The sequence below is a fragment of the Hymenobacter sp. H14-R3 genome (assembly GCF_030063445.1).
Lineage (GTDB): Bacteria > Bacteroidota > Bacteroidia > Cytophagales > Hymenobacteraceae > Hymenobacter.
In genome coordinates this window covers 85,388-101,588 of the sequence record NZ_JASITD010000016.1, presented here as the reverse complement: position 1 = coordinate 101,588, position 16,201 = coordinate 85,388, and the positions used below count along the sequence as shown (strand labels likewise).

General features: G+C 63.4%; 13 protein-coding genes and 1 pseudogene. 9 read left to right on the top strand and 5 right to left on the bottom strand.

Annotated elements, in window-relative coordinates:
- Window positions 1-209: 209 nt before the first annotated feature.
- The 4 genes and pseudogenes from QMK33_RS15395 to QMK33_RS15380 form a co-directional block, all read left to right on the top strand.
- Window positions 210-970, top strand: a pseudogene (locus tag QMK33_RS15395) (TonB-dependent receptor domain-containing protein); the annotation flags it as partial.
- Between the two features lie 31 nt (window positions 971-1,001).
- Window positions 1,002-1,697: an outer membrane beta-barrel protein gene (locus tag QMK33_RS15390; RefSeq protein ID WP_283565495.1), complete on the top strand. Its 696-nt coding sequence runs from the start codon at window positions 1,002-1,004 to the stop codon at window positions 1,695-1,697.
- Window positions 1,698-1,904: 207 nt separating this feature from the next.
- Window positions 1,905-2,705 (top strand): GIN domain-containing protein, encoded by an 801-nt coding sequence (locus QMK33_RS15385; protein WP_283565494.1) that lies wholly within the window; start codon window positions 1,905-1,907, stop codon window positions 2,703-2,705.
- A gap of 99 nt (window positions 2,706-2,804) precedes the next feature.
- Window positions 2,805-3,917, top strand: coding sequence for a serine hydrolase domain-containing protein (locus QMK33_RS15380; protein WP_283565493.1), 1,113 nt, complete (start codon window positions 2,805-2,807; stop codon window positions 3,915-3,917).
- Window positions 3,918-3,942: 25 nt separating this feature from the next.
- Here the strand turns inward: QMK33_RS15380 and QMK33_RS15375 are convergent, their stop codons facing one another.
- Entirely contained in the window at window positions 3,943-5,406 is a 1,464-nt protein-coding gene (locus tag QMK33_RS15375) for a S41 family peptidase (protein WP_283565492.1), read from the bottom strand.
- Window positions 5,407-5,561: 155 nt separating this feature from the next.
- Here QMK33_RS15375 and QMK33_RS15370 point away from each other — a divergent pair, with 155 nt between their 5' ends.
- The 5 genes from QMK33_RS15370 (at window position 5,562) to QMK33_RS15350 (ending at window position 12,456) form a co-directional block, all read left to right on the top strand.
- Window positions 5,562-6,803, top strand: coding sequence for a hypothetical protein (locus QMK33_RS15370; RefSeq protein WP_283565491.1), 1,242 nt, complete (start codon window positions 5,562-5,564; stop codon window positions 6,801-6,803).
- 273 nt (window positions 6,804-7,076) lie between these two features.
- Window positions 7,077-7,301: a hypothetical protein gene (locus QMK33_RS15365; RefSeq protein ID WP_283565490.1), complete on the top strand. Its 225-nt coding sequence runs from the start codon at window positions 7,077-7,079 to the stop codon at window positions 7,299-7,301.
- A 494-nt stretch (window positions 7,302-7,795) separates the two neighbouring features.
- Window positions 7,796-8,206 (top strand): BlaI/MecI/CopY family transcriptional regulator, encoded by a 411-nt coding sequence (locus QMK33_RS15360; protein ID WP_283565489.1) that lies wholly within the window; start codon window positions 7,796-7,798, stop codon window positions 8,204-8,206.
- Window positions 8,193-9,812: a M56 family metallopeptidase gene (locus QMK33_RS15355; protein ID WP_283565488.1), complete on the top strand. Its 1,620-nt coding sequence runs from the start codon at window positions 8,193-8,195 to the stop codon at window positions 9,810-9,812. Before QMK33_RS15360 ends, QMK33_RS15355 begins: the two co-directional genes overlap by 14 nt.
- A gap of 121 nt (window positions 9,813-9,933) precedes the next feature.
- Window positions 9,934-12,456, top strand: coding sequence for a TonB-dependent receptor domain-containing protein (locus QMK33_RS15350; RefSeq protein ID WP_283565487.1), 2,523 nt, complete (start codon window positions 9,934-9,936; stop codon window positions 12,454-12,456).
- Here the strand turns inward: QMK33_RS15350 and QMK33_RS15345 are convergent.
- The 4 genes from QMK33_RS15345 to QMK33_RS15330 all read right to left on the bottom strand — a co-directional run bounded on the left by QMK33_RS15345 (window position 12,375) and on the right by QMK33_RS15330 (window position 15,443).
- Window positions 12,375-13,220 carry a S41 family peptidase gene (locus QMK33_RS15345; protein ID WP_283565486.1) on the bottom strand — a complete coding sequence of 282 codons (846 nt, stop codon included), beginning with the start codon at window positions 13,218-13,220 and terminating at the stop codon, window positions 12,375-12,377. The genes QMK33_RS15350 and QMK33_RS15345 overlap by 82 nt on opposite strands.
- Before the next feature lie 663 nt (window positions 13,221-13,883).
- The gene (locus QMK33_RS15340; RefSeq protein WP_283565485.1) at window positions 13,884-14,207 is read right to left on the bottom strand and encodes a hypothetical protein; all 324 of its coding nucleotides are present in this window, start codon (window positions 14,205-14,207) and stop codon (window positions 13,884-13,886) included.
- 85 nt (window positions 14,208-14,292) lie between these two features.
- The gene (locus QMK33_RS15335; protein WP_283565484.1) at window positions 14,293-14,682 is read right to left on the bottom strand and encodes a hypothetical protein; all 390 of its coding nucleotides are present in this window, start codon (window positions 14,680-14,682) and stop codon (window positions 14,293-14,295) included.
- Entirely contained in the window at window positions 14,679-15,443 is a 765-nt protein-coding gene (locus tag QMK33_RS15330; protein ID WP_283565483.1) for a ParA family protein, read from the bottom strand. Before QMK33_RS15330 ends, QMK33_RS15335 begins: the two co-directional genes overlap by 4 nt.
- Window positions 15,444-16,201 lie beyond the last annotated feature (758 nt).

Here is a 16,201-nt window from a genome sequence, read left to right as displayed (position 1 = left end):
TCTTCGTTCAGCGTCAGCTATTCCTGACGCGATATTGCTCCTAACGGTTTCCCTTGTGCCCCCCCCCGCGCCTGGCTTATAGCTGGCCCGATGAGGCCGCCTGGCAACGCTACGAGCCGCGGCTGCAACACCTGGAAGTGCCTGCCAAAACGGTGCTACTGCGCGAGGGCGTGGCCGCCAGCCAGTTCTACTACCTGGAGCAGGACCGCATGCGGTCCTGGTTTGAGGGGGAAAGGCAGGCCATTACTACGCAGTTTTTCTTCGAAAGTCAGCCTTTTGCCTCCCTCAAAAGCTTCACCCAGCACAATGGCAAGCAGACCTGCCTCACGGGTGAGGCCCTCAGCCAGTACCTCAAGAGCCTACCCGCTTCGGCCATCAGCCGGGTGGAGCTACTGCCCAATCCGCCCGCTTCACTCGATGTGGGGGCACGGCGGGGGGCACGGCGCCGACGGCAGCCCCGCCGGCTACCTGGCCATGCACAACCCTGGCGCCACGTGGCCCTGAACCTGAACTACCGCTGGGCCCTCGACACGCTGGGCCGCGAGCTAACCGCCGGTGCCGACCTGATGCAGGGGACTACGGCCGGCCACCAGGATTTTCTACCCCTTAATACGCCCCCAACCGGGGCGGTCGGGGCCAGCTGGGTCACCAGCCGCCGCCGCCTTGCCTTCGAGAAGTTGGGTGCGGCGGCCAACGAGTGGCGGCCGGATTCCACCCGTACCAACCAGTTCCGGTACGAAGAGCGCATCGCGGCCGGGTACTTCACCCTCAGCACCACCCTGAAAAAGCTGGAGCTGAAAGCCGGCTTGCGCGGCGAGCATACCCACTCGGGGGCGAGTCGCCCACCACCGGGCAGCGCGTCGCGCGCGACTACTTTCAGCTCTTTCCGGCATTTTTTGCCAGCTACCAATTTAGCGAGTTCGACCAGGTGAGCCTGTCGGCCGGGCGGCGCATCAGCCGGCCCGCTCACCAGAGCCTCAACCCGTTTACCACCTACACCGATGCCTATACCGCCCTGCAGGGCAATTCCTATCCTGGCCCCCGCGCTGGCGCGCTCGTTCGTACTCAACTACCTGCACCGGGGCTTTCAGGTGCTGAGCCTGAGCTACCTGCTCGAAACCGACGTGGTGAACAACGTGGCCTCCCAGAACGACCAAACCAAGGTAACCACCATCCGCCCCCTGAACCTGGACCGGGCGCTCACCCTCATCCTCAGCTCGGGTGGCCACACTGACCTGGCCAAGTGGTGGGGCATGGACAACCAGGTGGGCGCCACCTACGGCGAGGTGCAGACGCTGGTGGCGGGCCAGGCCGTGCACCTGCGCCAAGTGGGCGCGCTGGCCACTTCCAATTACACCTTTACCTTGCCCCGGCACTACCAGCTGCTGGTGGGCGGGGAGTACAACGGCCCCAGCGTCAACGGCCTGTTTACCCTGCGGGCCAGCGGGGCGTTCAGCCTGGGCCTGCGCCAGCAGCTGTGGCAGAACAAGGCCACGCTTCGTCTGAAAGGCAGGGATTTATTTTATACCGACGGCTGGTTCAGCTCGCTGCACTACCAGAACCTCCACACTGACTGGGTGAACCGCTACGGCAGCCGCCGCCTCGCGCTGAGCTTCACCTATAAGCTGGCCGGTGGCAAGACCCACAACGCCCATTCAACCAGCAGTGCCGATGAAGAAGGCCGGGCGGGGCAGTAGCGATAACCTCCTCAATGCGGGAGCGCAAGCCTGGTTTTGAATCAGCAGTAGCACCGCGCATCGCTGCCGCTGCACGCCGCCGGAGCTAGAAGCCCGCCAGAAGCTGGCCCGCCAAACAGGGGCTTTGACATACTAAATGGCCCGGCGACCGGGGCGCTGGGCTAGCTTTGGCTTCCAACCATCCCCAACACTTTTCCCTTCTTCACCATGCTTTTTCCTGAAAATGCCGCTCGTCTTCTAGCGGCTACTGGCTTGCTGGCCAGTCTGTTTGCCTTCCGAACCGCTTCCGGCGGCCGCGAAACCCGCGAGCTAGCGGCCTTCACGGCCGTGCAGCTGGGCACGCGGGTTTCCGTGATTGTGCGCCAGGGCAGCCCGCAAAGTGTGGTGGTGGAGGCCGCGCCCGATGACCTGCTCAACGTGCAAACCGAAGTTGCTGATAGTCAGTTATTGATTTCTACCAAGCAGACCAGTACGCAAGTCGGGCCCGTTAAATTCAACATCCGCACCGCAACCCTGAGCGGCCCGGTTACGGTGTACGTAACAATGCCCACCGTGCGTGGGCTGGCCGTGAGCAGCTCGGGCAGCTTGCGGGCCGATGCCGTGCAGGCCCAACGCCTGGCGCTGAGAGTCAGCAGCTCGGGCCAGCTGCTGCTGGGGCAGGTGCAGGCGGGTAGCGTGCGGGCCAGCCTCAGTAGCTCGGGTAAGCTGGCCATCAGCCAGTTGCGGGCCGATACGCTGCGGGCGGCGCTCAGCAGCTCGGGCAGCATTGTGGCGGCGGGGGTGTGCGCGTATTCGTCGCTGGGCATCAGCAGCTCGGGCAGCATCAATACGAAGGCGCTGGCCGTGCAGGATTGCCAGGCCCGCCTCAGCGGCTCGGGCAGCTGCCAGGTAAACGCGGCCCGCACGGTCGATGTCCACCTCAGTGGCAGCGGCTCGGTGGTGGTGAGCGGCCACCCGCAGGTTACCAGCCACGTGAGCGGCAGCGGCCGGGTGCGACTGGCGCAGTAGATGCGGCTTTATTTTGGCCGGCGGCCGTAACGCGGGGCGGCCCGGCCGGGTAGTTGGGTTGCCCCGCGTCAATAACAAAGCACCGGGGCGGGACTACTTATGAAAATTCTGGTTTGGATAATCCTGCTGCTGAGCGTGTTTACCGGTCGGGCGCAGCAGCTGCCGGCCGCAGCGCAACGGGTACTCGACAGCCTGCTGCGGGCCCAGCACTTGCCAGCGCTGGCAGCGGCCATTATTGAGCCGGGTCGCATTCGCTACGTGTTGGGCGGGACGCGGCGCATCGACCAGCCCAGCCCCGTGCAGCTCACCGATTTCTGGCACCTGGGTTCTAATACCAAAGCTATCACCAGCTTCGTAGCCGCCCGATTGGTAGCGCGCGGCAAGCTACGCTGGGACAGTCGCTTGCTGGACGTAGTACCCGGACTGCGGGGCCACGTCCGGCCCGAGTACGTGGGCGTTACGCTGGGGGCACTGCTCACGCACCGGGCCGGCATCCGGCCTTATAATTCGGGAGCCGAACTAACGGAGTTACCGGCTTTTACAGGCACTGTTTCGCAGCAGCGCCTGCAATTTGCGCAGTTCGTGTTGCAGCAAAGCCCCGTGCCGCCCGGCCCCGCAGCCTACGCCTACTCCAATGCGGGCTACGCCTTGGCGGCACTCATGCTGGAACGTAGCGCCCACTGCTCCTGGGAGGCGCAGGTAGCCCGCACCTGCCGCCGCCTGCACCTACGTGAGCGCCTGGGATTTCCCAACCGCGCTGACCCCAGCCAGCCCTGGGGCCACTGGCTGGCTAGCCCCGCCGACAGCACCCTCACGGCACTGGGGCCGGCCCTCACCTACCGCATTCAGCCGGTGCTGGCCCCGGCCGGCGACGTAGCCATGCCGCTGCCCGACTACGCCCGCTTCGTACAGTTGCACCTGCAAGGGCTGCTGGGCCAGGGCAATTACCTAAAAGCCAGCACCTACCAACTGCTGCACTTTGGGCAGCCTGCCTACGCCTATGGCTGGGCCGTGAGTAAATTGGTGGCTACGAGCGCCCCCATCAGCCTGCATGATGGCTCGGCGGGCACGTTTTTTTGCCATACCATTATCTACCCCAGCGAGCAAGTGGCATTTGTAGTTATCACCAATGCAGGCGGCGCGGCTGCCGAGCAGGCGTGCTACGCCTTGCGGCGGCAGCTGAGAAAAATACTGCTAATCAAGCAATTATGACCGCGATTTTCTCTCTATTCCTGCCCTACCGGGCTAGCAGCACTGGCAGCTGCGGCACGATGGCGTCGGTGTGGGTGGCTACCTGCCGGGGCGTGGGCACTACCTCGATATCGGGGCGCACGCCCCGGCCGGGCTGGGGGTGGCGGCAGGCACTAAGTATTTGAAAATGTGGTAGTTGCAGCACCAGGTGGGTGGCGGGTAGCTCCAGCTCCGAGATGGTGCTGCCGCTGCAACCGGCCTCACCGCCGCCCGTTTCCTGCCCGATAACCGTGATGCGCCGCTGCGCCCGCAGGCTGGCCGCCAGGTTGGAGGCGGCCGAAAACGTGCCGCCATCCACCAGCACTACCACCTGGCCCCGGAAGTACCGGCCCCGGTACGGGCGCAGCCGCCCTATGCTGCTGCTTACCTTGGCCCAGCGCCCGCCCGGCAGCCGCCGCACGCGGGTCGTGTCGAAATACGCCGGCCGGGTAGAGTCGGGCTGCATGAAGGAAGGTAGCCCGACTGGGGCCAGGGCGCTGGTGGTGAGGTAGAAATCGTGGCGCACCAGGTACTTCAGCAGGTCGGCGGCAATTTCCAGGTTGCCGCCGCCATTACTGCGCAAATCCAGCACCAGGCGCCGGATGCGGCGCTGCTTCAGCTCAGCAAATAGCTGACTATGAAACTGTTTATAGTCTTCCAGCTCGTCGTAGCTGAATTCGCGAATGCGCAGCACGGCCGTGCCGGGCTGGCCGGCGGGGTAGCCCACTTCCCGCAGGCGGGCCAGCTGCCGCGCCCGCTCCTGGGCGGCCGTGCGGGGTGCGGGGGCCGGGCGCGGGGCCGCGGGCCGGGGCTGCGGCGTAAGTAGCTGCGGCCGGCCGGTGCTGTCGCGCACCAGCAAGGGGTACAGCGATTTAGCTGGGTAAAAATTCCAGTAATAGGCATCAAAAAAGCCTGCTTCCAGCTCCCGGTCCTGAAAGGCGGTGCCGTAACCATCGCCCGAAATAAGTGAGCGCAGGCGCGACAGCACCTCGGCCGTGGGGTGCCCGTCGATGGCCAGTAGTTCGGTGCCCGGCCGCAGCGCGGTGGCAGTGCTCTGGTTTTCGGTGATGAACAGCCGGCTTTGGCGCACGGCCACAATAAACGGCAGATACGGCTGCGGCTGCCGCCGAAACCAGGCGCGGTAGGCCGCCGAGTGCTGCACCCGCGTGTGGCCGCAATGCACCCGCACCGCCAGCGCTTGCAGCAAGCGCCAGTATTCGGGCTCGCCCATTGGGTGCGTGAGGGCGGCGGCGGTGCGGGCAAACGCCTGGTCGAGCGAGTCCTTGGGCGTGTACCAGTACAGGGCCGGGTGGGCTTCTTCCAACGCCCGGCGCAGGTACGCAAAATCGGCGCGCAACTGCGCCACGGAGTAGCGTTGGGCCGAGTCGTAGGCGGCGGCAACTGGCGCGGGTTGGGCCGCAGCTCCCCAGCTGCTAATGAGGCAGCTAATGAGGGTAAGTAGCAGTTTCATGTGGTCAGCATACGCGGCTTTTGGACCAAGCCTGAGCGGTGTTCGGTAAACATACGAAAGACTTCGTATAACTGCCAGGCAGTACTTACCAGCCGCGCGGGTTGGGCCCTTAACTTTACCCCTCTACTTCCCCGTTTCTCCTCATTTTTAAGTGTATGACTGCTTTTCGCTGGAGCTTGTTGCTGAGCTTAGTTGCCGGCCTTGCCGGGCCGGCCCAGGCCCAACAGGCCGGCTCGCGAGCTCCCGACTACCGGTTTTCGCGGGCTATTCTGGCGCAGTGGCAGCACGACTCGCTGTGGGCGAACTACCAGAACTACGCGGTGCAGTTTTCGCGCATCGGGGACTACCCGCACACCCTCGCCGCCCAGTCGGCCTTTGAGAAGGGCCGGGGCGACTCCGATAGAAACGTGCGGTTCGACCCCGCCTACGCGGCGCAGTTTCACGCCGTGGCGGCGCAGCCCGAGCTGCTCAGGCGCACCGCTACCCGGCAGCTGGTCCTATTTAATGAGGCGCACTACCAGCCGCTCAACCGGGTGTTCACGCGCAGTATGCTGGCCGGGCTCTACGGCCAGGGCTTTCGCTACCTCTGCGTTGAGGACCTGGCCAACGGCCCCCTGGCCGACACCCAGCTCAACCAGCGCAAATACCCCACGCGGGCCACCGGCTTCTACCAGCCCGAGCCGCAGTACGGCGAGCTGCTGCGCACCGCGCTGGCACTCGGCTTTACGCTGGTGCCCTACGAGTACGTGCCCACCGAAAAAGCCGCCGACCCAATGGCCGGCCTGCTAGCCCGCGAAATGGGCCAGGCCCGTAACATCCAGCAGATTTTAACGCGCGACCCGCGGGCCAAAATTGTGGTCCACGTTGGCTACGGCCACCTGGTAGAGCAGCTTAACTCGAATGGGAACGGGTCGATGGGGGGTTATCTGAAAAAGTACACCGGCCTCGACCCCTTCACCATTCACCAGGTAGACTTACTAGAACACGCTGACCCACAACTTGATAACCCCTATCGCGCCCTGCTCCACGCCGACCAGCCCAGCGTGTTTGTCAATGCGCAGGGGGCCTTGTTCAACAGCCCCCGCGACTCGGCCAAGTGGGATGTGTCGGTCTATTTTCCGGCCACCACCTACGCCCACGGCCGGCCCACCTGGCTGCTCATGGGCGGCCGCCGGCGCTATTACCCGCTCACTACCAAAAACTTACCCCTGGGCTTCCCCTGCCTGGTGCGGGCCTACCACGCGGGCGAAGACGTGGCCCAGGCCATCCCGGCCGACGTGGTCGAATGGCAGGATGCCCGCCAGGACTTAGCCCTGGTACTCGGCCCCGGCCGCTACGCGCTGGTGCTGGAGGATGCACAAGGCCACACCCGGCAGCAGGCCATTCGGGTACGATGAGCTAAGTTACTGATTTGCAATCTATTGTTACGCCGGAGTTATTGCGCGGACTTTGTAATCCGGGTTGCTGCGTCAATAAAGCCGATTTTTAGCGCGGAAACGCGGACTGCAACGTCCGCGCGACAACCCCGGCGTAACGAAATCCAGGATGGCTCGGTCTTCGGCAGCCGCCAGCCGCCCTTTTTAGCCGCCGTATGGCCCAGGAAGTTTCTCTTACTACTGTTTGGCCTGGCGCTCAGCTGGCCCTGCGCCCAGGCCACGCCCATCGTGCGGGTGCAGCTGCAAGTAGTGCCCGCCACCCGCGCCTTCACCTGCCGCCACGTTTTCACGCTGCCCGCGACTGATACGGCCCCGGTTATTCAGCTTAACCTGGACAAGCGTTTTCGGGTGCAAAACCTGCGTAGTCCCGGCGGGGTGGCCCGGCGCGGGCGGGGGTATTATTCAAATTTTCAAGACGCGCTGCCACAGCCGACGGTGCGCTACCCCTGGCCGGGGTAGCGGGCCTGGCAGCTCAGCCTCACCTACTCGGGTACGCGGGCGGCGGGCCGCGCTACCGCGCAGGTGCTGAAATTCAGCGCGCATTTGGGCTGGCTGCCCTCAAGCTGACAATGCCCCTGACACCCTGCAAAGCCCGGTCGATATACCAAAACGCTGTTTTTTGCTATAGGCGGTTTGCGGGAGAATCAGCCGGCCCGGCGGCCAGCCGCCGGTTAGTTTGAGCAGCACGTGCACCCTCACGCTGGGCCAGGGCTGGAGGATTGACCTGCGCGCCAGCTGCCAGTGGCCGGGCGGATGGTGCCGAGGAAGAAAAGCGCCGAGCGGGTGGGCAACTGGCGTTTTTTAGCTTATTTTAACTTGCTCATTTATAACTACTTACATTTAAGTACAGAAGATTGAAAAGCAGCATTACGAAAACATTCGTAATGCTGCTTGCAGGTTCAGAATCTGCCACTACATTTGCATTACGAATTTTTTCGTAATGACCCCGCGCTATGGCTGACACCCCCCTTACCAAGCCCACCGAGGCGGAACTGGAGATTTTGCAACTACTCTGGCAGCACGGCCCCCAAACCGTGCGCTTCGTGAACGACGAGCTGAACCGCCGGCGCGAGGTGGGCTACACCACCACCCTCAAGTGGCTGCAGCTGATGCTGGAAAAAGGGCTGGTGCTGCGGGCGGGCAGCAAGCCCCACATCTACCGGCCGGCCGTGCGCGAGGAGGAAACCCAGGGCCAGCTGCTCGACCGCTTCGTGGAAGCCGCCTTCGGCGGCTCGGCCCTGAAGCTGGTGCTGCGGGCGCTGGGCCGCCCCCGCACCTCGCGCGAGGAGATGGACCAGATTCGGGAGGTGCTGCGGCAGATGGACGAGGAAGACTTAGCCGCCGACGCCGATGCCCACGCTTGACCACCTGCTGGCCCCGGCCCTGTTGCGGGCCCTGGGCTTTACGCTGCTGCATTCGCTGTGGCAGGGCACCGGCCTGGGCCTGGGCGTGGGGCTGCTGCTGTGGCTGCTGCGGGGGCAGGCGGCCGTAGTGCGCTACCGCCTCGCCGCTATGGCGCTGGCTACGCTGGTGGGGCTGGCGGCCGTCACGTTTGCCCACTATTACCAGCAGGCACCGGCCCCGGCCGCATCGACGGCCGCGCACTTCGTGTCGCAGCCGACCTACGCGGCCCTGAAGCTACAAAAACAGGCGGCCGGCCACGCGCTGGCCGCCTGGCCAGCCGCACTGGCCTACCTAGAGCAGCACCTGGCGGTGGGAGTGGCCCTGTGGCTGCTGGGTTTCACACTAATGCTGGGGCGCTTGGGGCTGGCCCTCAGCTACGTGCAACGGCTGCGCCACCGGGTGAGCCCGGTGCCCGAGGCCTGGCAGCAGGCCCTGGCGCGGCTGGTGGCCCGCGCCGGGCTAGCCCGGCCCGTCGCCCTGCGGGCCTCGGCACTGGTACCCTCGCCGTTGGTTATTGGCTACTTCACGCCCGTTATTCTGCTGCCGCTGAGCGTGGCGAGCGGCCTGCGCCCGGCCGAGTTGGAGATGGTACTGGCCCACGAGCTGGCCCATATTCTGCGCCGCGACTACCTGTTCAATTTCCTGCAAACGCTGGCCGAAACGGTGTTTTTCTACCACCCGGCGGTCTGGTACCTGGCCGCCGTGCTGCACGCCGAGCGCGAAAACTGCTGCGACGACCTGGCCGCGCAGCTCGGCGGCAACCCGCGCCAGCTGGCCCGCGCCCTGGCGGCCCTGGCCGCGCTAACGGCTGGAGCGGCTCCCCTGCCCCGCCTCACGCTGGCAGCCGGCGGGCCGCGTGGCTCGCTGCTGGGCCGGGTGCGCCGCCTGGCCTACGGGCAGCCCGCCCCTACCACGGGCCTGTGGCCGGCCACGCTGGCCCTGCTGTTGCTAAGTCTGGGGCTGGGCGGACTGCTACACAGTGCGCAGGCAACCCACCGTGCCGGCCCCGTGCTGACGCGCACCCGGAACTCCGCCACCACGAAGGAAACTCCTCACGATGCCCCCCGCACCGCCCACCCGGCCCTGGCCGCGTCGGATGATGCGTTGCAACTGCTTATGCAGCAGCAGCTTGAGGCCGACGGCCTGCTCACCAACACTGACCAATACACTATCTACTTGACAACTAGAAAGTTGCTGGTGAATGGCAAGTCCCAGCCGGCCGCCCTGCTCCCCCGCTACCAGCGGCTCTACGAGGCAGCTACCGGCCGCCTAATGACCCCCACCACTGCCTACCAGACGCAGAATGAGGTAACCTACCGGGTAGCGCCCACCCCGCCCCCCGCCGACCCCATGCGCGCCGCCCTGCTCCGGCAGCTCCGCCGCGATGGCCTGGTGCCCGCCCACGCCCGGCAATTGCAGGTGGCCGTCACCAAAGCGGGTGGGCTGCTGCTGGATGGCCAGGCGCAGTCAGCCGCTCGCCTGGCAGTGTACCGCCCGCTCCTGCCCCTGCCCCCCGACTCGGCAGGCCGCACCACGAGCGTGCTCCTCAACCTCGACGTGCGCTAGCCGCACCAGTTTCTTTTCCTGCTTTCCTCTCGCCCAGCGGCTATTGGCGCGCTGGCTGGCCCTGGCGTGCCCTGAGCAGCCCGGCCCCACTGCTTCTTTTCGCTTCCCTTTCACCTGATTTATGGACCTGCCCTCCTCCCGCCGCCTGGGCGTGATGCACCTCGTTGTGCCCGCTTTTTTGGGATTGCTGCCAGGCCTGGCTACCTCGGCTTTGGCCAAACCCAGCTCGCTAACAGGGGCCATTGATTCGCTTCGCAAAGCCAGTCCCACCGACACGGTGCGCACCGGCGGCCTCACCGGCCGCCTGCAAAGCCTTGACGGTAAACCCCTCGAATTTGCCAACGTGCTGCTGCTGCGGGCCGCCGACTCGGTGCTGGTGAAGGCGACGCTGAGCGATGCGCAGGGCCGGTTTGCGCTGGCCGACGTGCCGCCGGGCCGCTACCGGGTGCGGGCGCGGCAGCTGGGCTACCGCGACGGGCGCTCGGCCGTGGTGCGGGTGGTGGGCGGCCCGCCCCTGGCGCTGCCGCCGCTGGTGCTGGCCCCCGCCGCGCAGGCGCTGGGTGAAGTGCAGGTAACGGGCCGCAAGCCCGTGATTGAGAGGCAGATAGACCGCCTGATAGTGAACGTGGACCAGTTGCCAGCCGTGGCCGGGGGCAGCGCCTACGACGTTATCAAGAGCACGCCGGGCGTAACGGTTTCGGCCACCGATGCCATCGGGATGCAGGGCAAAAGCGGGGTGCTGGTGCTAATCGACGACCGGCCGGTGCGCCTCAGCCCCGATGCGCTGGCCAACATGCTGCGCAATATGCCCGCCGAAAGCATTCAGACGCTGGAAGTTATCACCACGCCCCCGGCCAAGTACGATGCCGAGGGCAACGCGGGCATCCTCAACATTCGCACCCGGCAGCGGCAGCAGCCGGGCTGGAACACCGACCTGACGCTGCGCGGGGCGCAGGGCCACTACTCGCGCTACAGCGGCGGGGCGGTGGTGGGCATCAAGCGCAAAGCTATTGACTTGAACGGCAGCTACTTCCTGGGCCACACCCGCTCATTTGAGGACATTACCCAGTACGCCACCCAGCGCGCACCGGGCCAGGCACCCAGCGAGCTGAGGTCCCAGAGCCACCAGTTGCGCCTGGCCCGCTACCACGATGCCAAGGCCCAGCTCGACGTGAAAACCGGCCCGAAATCCAGTGCGGGCCTGGTGGCTAACCTCTACCTACTTAACAATCCCGCCGAGGGCACTGGTAGCGCCCGCACGGTCAGCAGCGGGCAACCCACCGATACTACTGTTCAGATTCAGAGCCACTTAGCTAACTCTTCTTTTAATTATTCGGTGGATGGCTATTACACCGTGCGGCTCGATTCGGTGGGCAAAACGGTGTCGGTGGATGCTAACTACGCCCGCTTTGGCACCGACCAGCAGCAGGACTTCGCTAACCAGACCGTGGACGAGGCCCGCGCCCAGCCGGTGGGCGGGCCGCAGCAGCTGCGCAGCCAGCTGGCGGGCGGCACGTTCATCCACTCGCTCAAGGCCGACGTGACGCTGCCCTTCCCCAAATTCAAGCTGGAAACCGGGGCTAAGTACAGCCAAGTGGAAGCCCACAACGACTTCCGGTTTCAGCGCGCGCAGGGCGGCGATTTTGTAGACGATGCCCGGCGCACCAACCAGTTTGAGTACCAAGAACATATCTACGCCGCCTACGCCTCGGCCAGCCGCGACTGGGCGAAATTCTCGGCCCAGCTGGGCTTGCGAACTGAGTATACGCGCACGCTGGGCACCTCGCGCACTACCCAGGTCAGCAACCGCAACAACTACTTCCAGCTCTTCCCCACGGTGTACGCGCAGTACAAGTTTTCGCCGGCTTACCAGCTCAACCTCAGCTACTCGCGCCGCGTCGAGCGGCCCGCCTACAGCTCGCTCAACCCATTTCTGAGCTACCAGAGCCAGTACTTTTCCAACCAGGGCAACCCGTTTTTGCAGCCCTCCTTCACCGATGCCGTGGAGTGGACCAACGTGTTTGCGCACGACCTGAGCATAGCCCCGTTTTTCAACTACACCCGGCAGCTGGCCTCCGAATACCCGCTGCAAAACCTGGCCACCCGCGAAACCACCTACACCTACGGCAACCTGGGCTCCTCCTACAATTACGGCGTCACGGTCATTGCCCCCTTCACCCTCGGCAAGCGCTGGAAGGTGGATAACAACCTGACCGTGTACGAGCAAGCTTTCCGCTCGGCCCTCGCCGCCGAGCCGCAGCGCAGCCACGTTTTTGTGGTTAACCTCAACATTACCAATTCTTTCACCATCACGCCCCACCTCACGGCGCAGCTGGGCGGCTACTACAATTCGCCCACCATTCAGGGCTTCTACCGCTCCCTGTCGTACTACGCCCTCAACACCGGGGCCACGCTTAAAATGCTGGATAACAAGGCTATCCTCAGTCTCAGCCTGGCCGACTTGCTCTACACCGAGCGCGGCGCGGCCGACGTGCACTACGCCAGCCAGGACTTCGGCTTCTACCGCCGCAACGATACCTGGCTGCTACGCTTCTCCTTCACCTACAAGCTCGGCAACACTGGCTTGGCCCGCAAAAGCCAGCGCGAAGGGGCCGGCCAGGAGGAGCGCAACCGGGCCAATTGAACGGCCTGAACATTTAGCTGCATATAATTGAAAATCACTTGATTGTGCATAAATTTACGCTGGGCCGATTTGCGCGCCGCAGGCTCAGCCAGGGCTCCCAGCGTGCGCAGGGCGGCTTCGAGCACGGGGGCGCGGCCGGCTTGCAGGGCGGCCACGGTGGGCACGCTGCCGATGCCGTTCCACTCGGTGCCGTCGGGGTAGGCGTAGCGCTTGGTGCAAACCCGCGCCCTGATGCCACCGGTGGCCTCGCCTACCAGTGCCCCGCGCTTCAGGCCCACGTAGGCCGCGCAAAAGTCCTCGGCCGCTGAAAACGTTTCGCCGCTCATGCGCACGGCGACCAGCTTGGTATAGCGCTTGTTGGGGCCGCCAGGTCCCAGGTACTGGTTTTGTACAGGTCCTCGAAGCGCGGGCCCGCGCCCCGGAAGCGCACGCCCGCGCCCCGCGCCCCGGAAGCGCACGCCCGCGCCCCGCGCCCGGCCCACGGCGCTGTAAATGCGCGACTGGTAGCTGCCTGCCCGGTAAGGCTGGCTGGTGAGGTAGCTCAGGATGTTGAAACCGTTTTCGAAGCTGCCGCCGCCGTTCTGGTGCAGGTCGATAATAAGGGCGCGGGTGGTTTTTATCGAGTCGAAGGCCGCCACGAAGCGCTTGAAGCCCGCGTCGGTTGCAAGCTCATTGACTTGCAGATAGGCCATGTTGCCGGGCAGAAAGCGCAGGCGCACCGGCACGGTGGGCGTGGGCTGGCCGTAGCCGCGGCGGGGCAGCACGCGGGTAACTGCCGGTCCCGCGCATCGCGCAGCGTCAGGCGCCCGGACCGGTTTTTGGGGCCGCGCAGCAGGTTATGGATATGGGTCTGCACGTCCACGTTTTGGATAGTCGAGCCGCTTTGGTAGGGGCGCCCGGCCCGGTTGGCGTAGGTTGGGGTGGTCTAGTTAAGCAGGAGAGAATTGGGTGTTAACTTCCCCAACTCATGGAAAAAGCTCCTCCGAAACGGCTGCGTTATGATGCGGCCTTCCGCGCCGAAGCCCTGCGGCTGGCCAGCGAAAGCCGCTCCGCGCGGGCGGCCGCCCGCGCCCTGACTATTGATTTACCAGTGGTAGAAAGCCGCCCAGCCGCCCTTACCCGCCGACCCGGACGAGGCCGCCGAAGTGCGGGCCCTGCGCACGGCCAACAAACGGTTGGCACAGGAGCTGGACGTTTTAAAAAAAACCATCGCCAGTTGCCTGCTTTAGACGCAGGCTATCGCAGACCGAGACGCCATGATGCCAACCGAACCCAATTTTTCCGACTGGCCAGCGAGCCTGCCCCCGCCGCTCAATGGGCTGAACAGAGCCACCGGCTTTGGCGCGGCGCGGCGCGGCGCGGCGCGGCAAAATCTGTCATTTAAACGGTTCCTGCTCGAAGTCCGGGGCTGCTACTTGCACGAGCACCTACTTCAGCAACTCAGCCCCACGGCCTTTGCCTGGTGGCTCACACTTGACGAACACGGCTCCGGCCCGGATGCCAATGGGTGCGAACAGAGTGGAATGAGACGCAATTACCTGAGCCTCGGGCCGGTCTTGCAGCCCTAGCAGGGTCACATGGTAAGGTTCGGCCGCGGAATAGCCAAAGAACCTGTCAATGCGCCCATCAGGCACGAGGACAACAGGCTGCTCCACTGCCGACGGATTGGCCAGCATCCAGAAGTTTCTCACAAACTCGGCCAGCGGCAGCGCTGGGTCAACTACTCCGTGTTCGAGGTAGCCGAAGGCCATTGTGGTGCTATTGCAATGGGTATTCCCCCGGCTGTTGCTCACCGCGCCTTTGCAGTATGGACTGCCCGCCCCCCCCCCACCGCCTTTATAGAAACGGGTACTTACGGCGCAGTGTAACCAGCACCTTGGGGGGCAGTGGGCGGGAGGCCTCTTCCTTATCGGCGAAGTAAGCAGTGAGCGCCGCTTCCAGTATTTCCTGAATATTCTCCCCTCCGTAGGTAGCCAGCTGTTGCAGCTTGAGGTAGGTGGCTGCTTCAAGTTTATTGGAAAAAGTTATCTTTTCCGGCTTTATTTCTTTCTCATCTTTATTATCTTTTGCATCTTTATTACCCAGCGCCGCGTCCGGGCTACTGCGAATAATACCGGCATTGGGCCACAGCGCTTCGTCGGGGTTCACGGGCTTCGAGGCCTGGCTGGTGCTGGTTATCTCGGCCACGGCGGCGGTAGCGAAGCTTGGGCGGACGGGCTTATTCATACAGCAATTCGGGTGAGGAGTTCGCGGGTAAGGGCCAAGTAGTCCTGGGCGCTGTTCGAGTCAGGGGCGTGGGCATGGATGCTTATTTTCAGAGCTACGGCTTCCACCAGCTTCGCATTAATGCGAATGGATGTTCCGGTCAGTAGTCCCTGCACGCGGGGTTGCCGGGCCAACTCAGCCGCGAAGTCGTGGTACACCTGCCCGCGGTAGCTGGGGTGGTACTGCGTCAGAAATACGCCTTTCAACTCCAGGCTGGGGTTGAAGTTATCGCGCACCGCATCGAGCATATCCAGCAGCTTGTAGAAACCTGCAAAGGCAAAGGGGTCGGGCCGCATGGGGGCTACCACGCAGTCGGCGGCTACCAGGCTCATCACCGTCATGGGTCCCATCGACGGGGGCGTGTCCAGTACCAAGTAGTCGTAGTGAGGGCGCAGGGCGGCCAACTGACGGCGCAGCAGGTTGGGATGGGTAGCATCGGCCCCAATCATGCGTTCCAATGGGCTCAACTCGGGCCGCGAGGCAATTAGGCTCAGGCGTTCGCTCACCGGCTGCACCACCTCAGCCAGCGTGGCCTCCCCCCGTAGCACCATGCACAGGTTAGCGGGCTGCAGGTCCGGAAAGCTGGAGCTCAGGTTGCTCTGCGGGTCGCAGTCAATAAGAAGCACCCGGTGCCCAAGCAGCACCAGCGAGTGCCCAATGCCGAGCGCGGAGGTAGTCTTACCAACCCCACCCTTATGCTGGGCAATAGCAATAACTTTCATGAGAAACTGAGAAAACAAAAAATATCACCTGGTTTTCTTACCGTAAAGATGGTAAAGAAAATTCGCTTTGTAAAGACAATCTTTCACTAAAGATGGTAAAGACATCTTTAGTAGAGGCAGTATATTTTCGTAAAGATGAGAAATATTCGTCATTGGGTAGCCCATTTTTTTCAACGCAAAGCTCAGTCTGACTGGTTTTTACGAAAGTACCGAAGCGCATGATATGAATCTTGTTTTCTTTATAGAAAATACGGTCTTTACCAAATTTTAAGCTTTTTATAAATTCTGTCTTTTTGTGTTTATCATCTTTTTATCTTTATTTATTCCTCCATGCTCACCAGTAGGGAACAGCCATTTATACTGCCTACAGAATGGCGTTATAAATTATACTTAATCAATTTATTTGGGAAATTTTATATAGTTTTACTTAAGCAGGATTTTTCGAGTCAGCTCAAGCCAAGAAGCTTGGCTAGCCCTGCCAGCTACAAGTTTCCGGCAGCGGCACCTGGTGGCTACGGAACTCGCACCGTAGGAACCGAGGACGTTTCTTGGCCGGCATAGCTGCCACCAGAGCGCACCAAAACACTCTAGGCGTACCGGTGTAGCAAACACATGCTTGCAGGCTGACAGGAGGCCCTAAAAGCCTTAATTAGACCGGTTGGGTAGTAAGGGTGGTAGCGCATTGTGGGTACTGGCCAATTTATCCTGACCCATCGGCTACCACTGGCAGCTTCCGTTGCAGCTATTACAAAAACCAC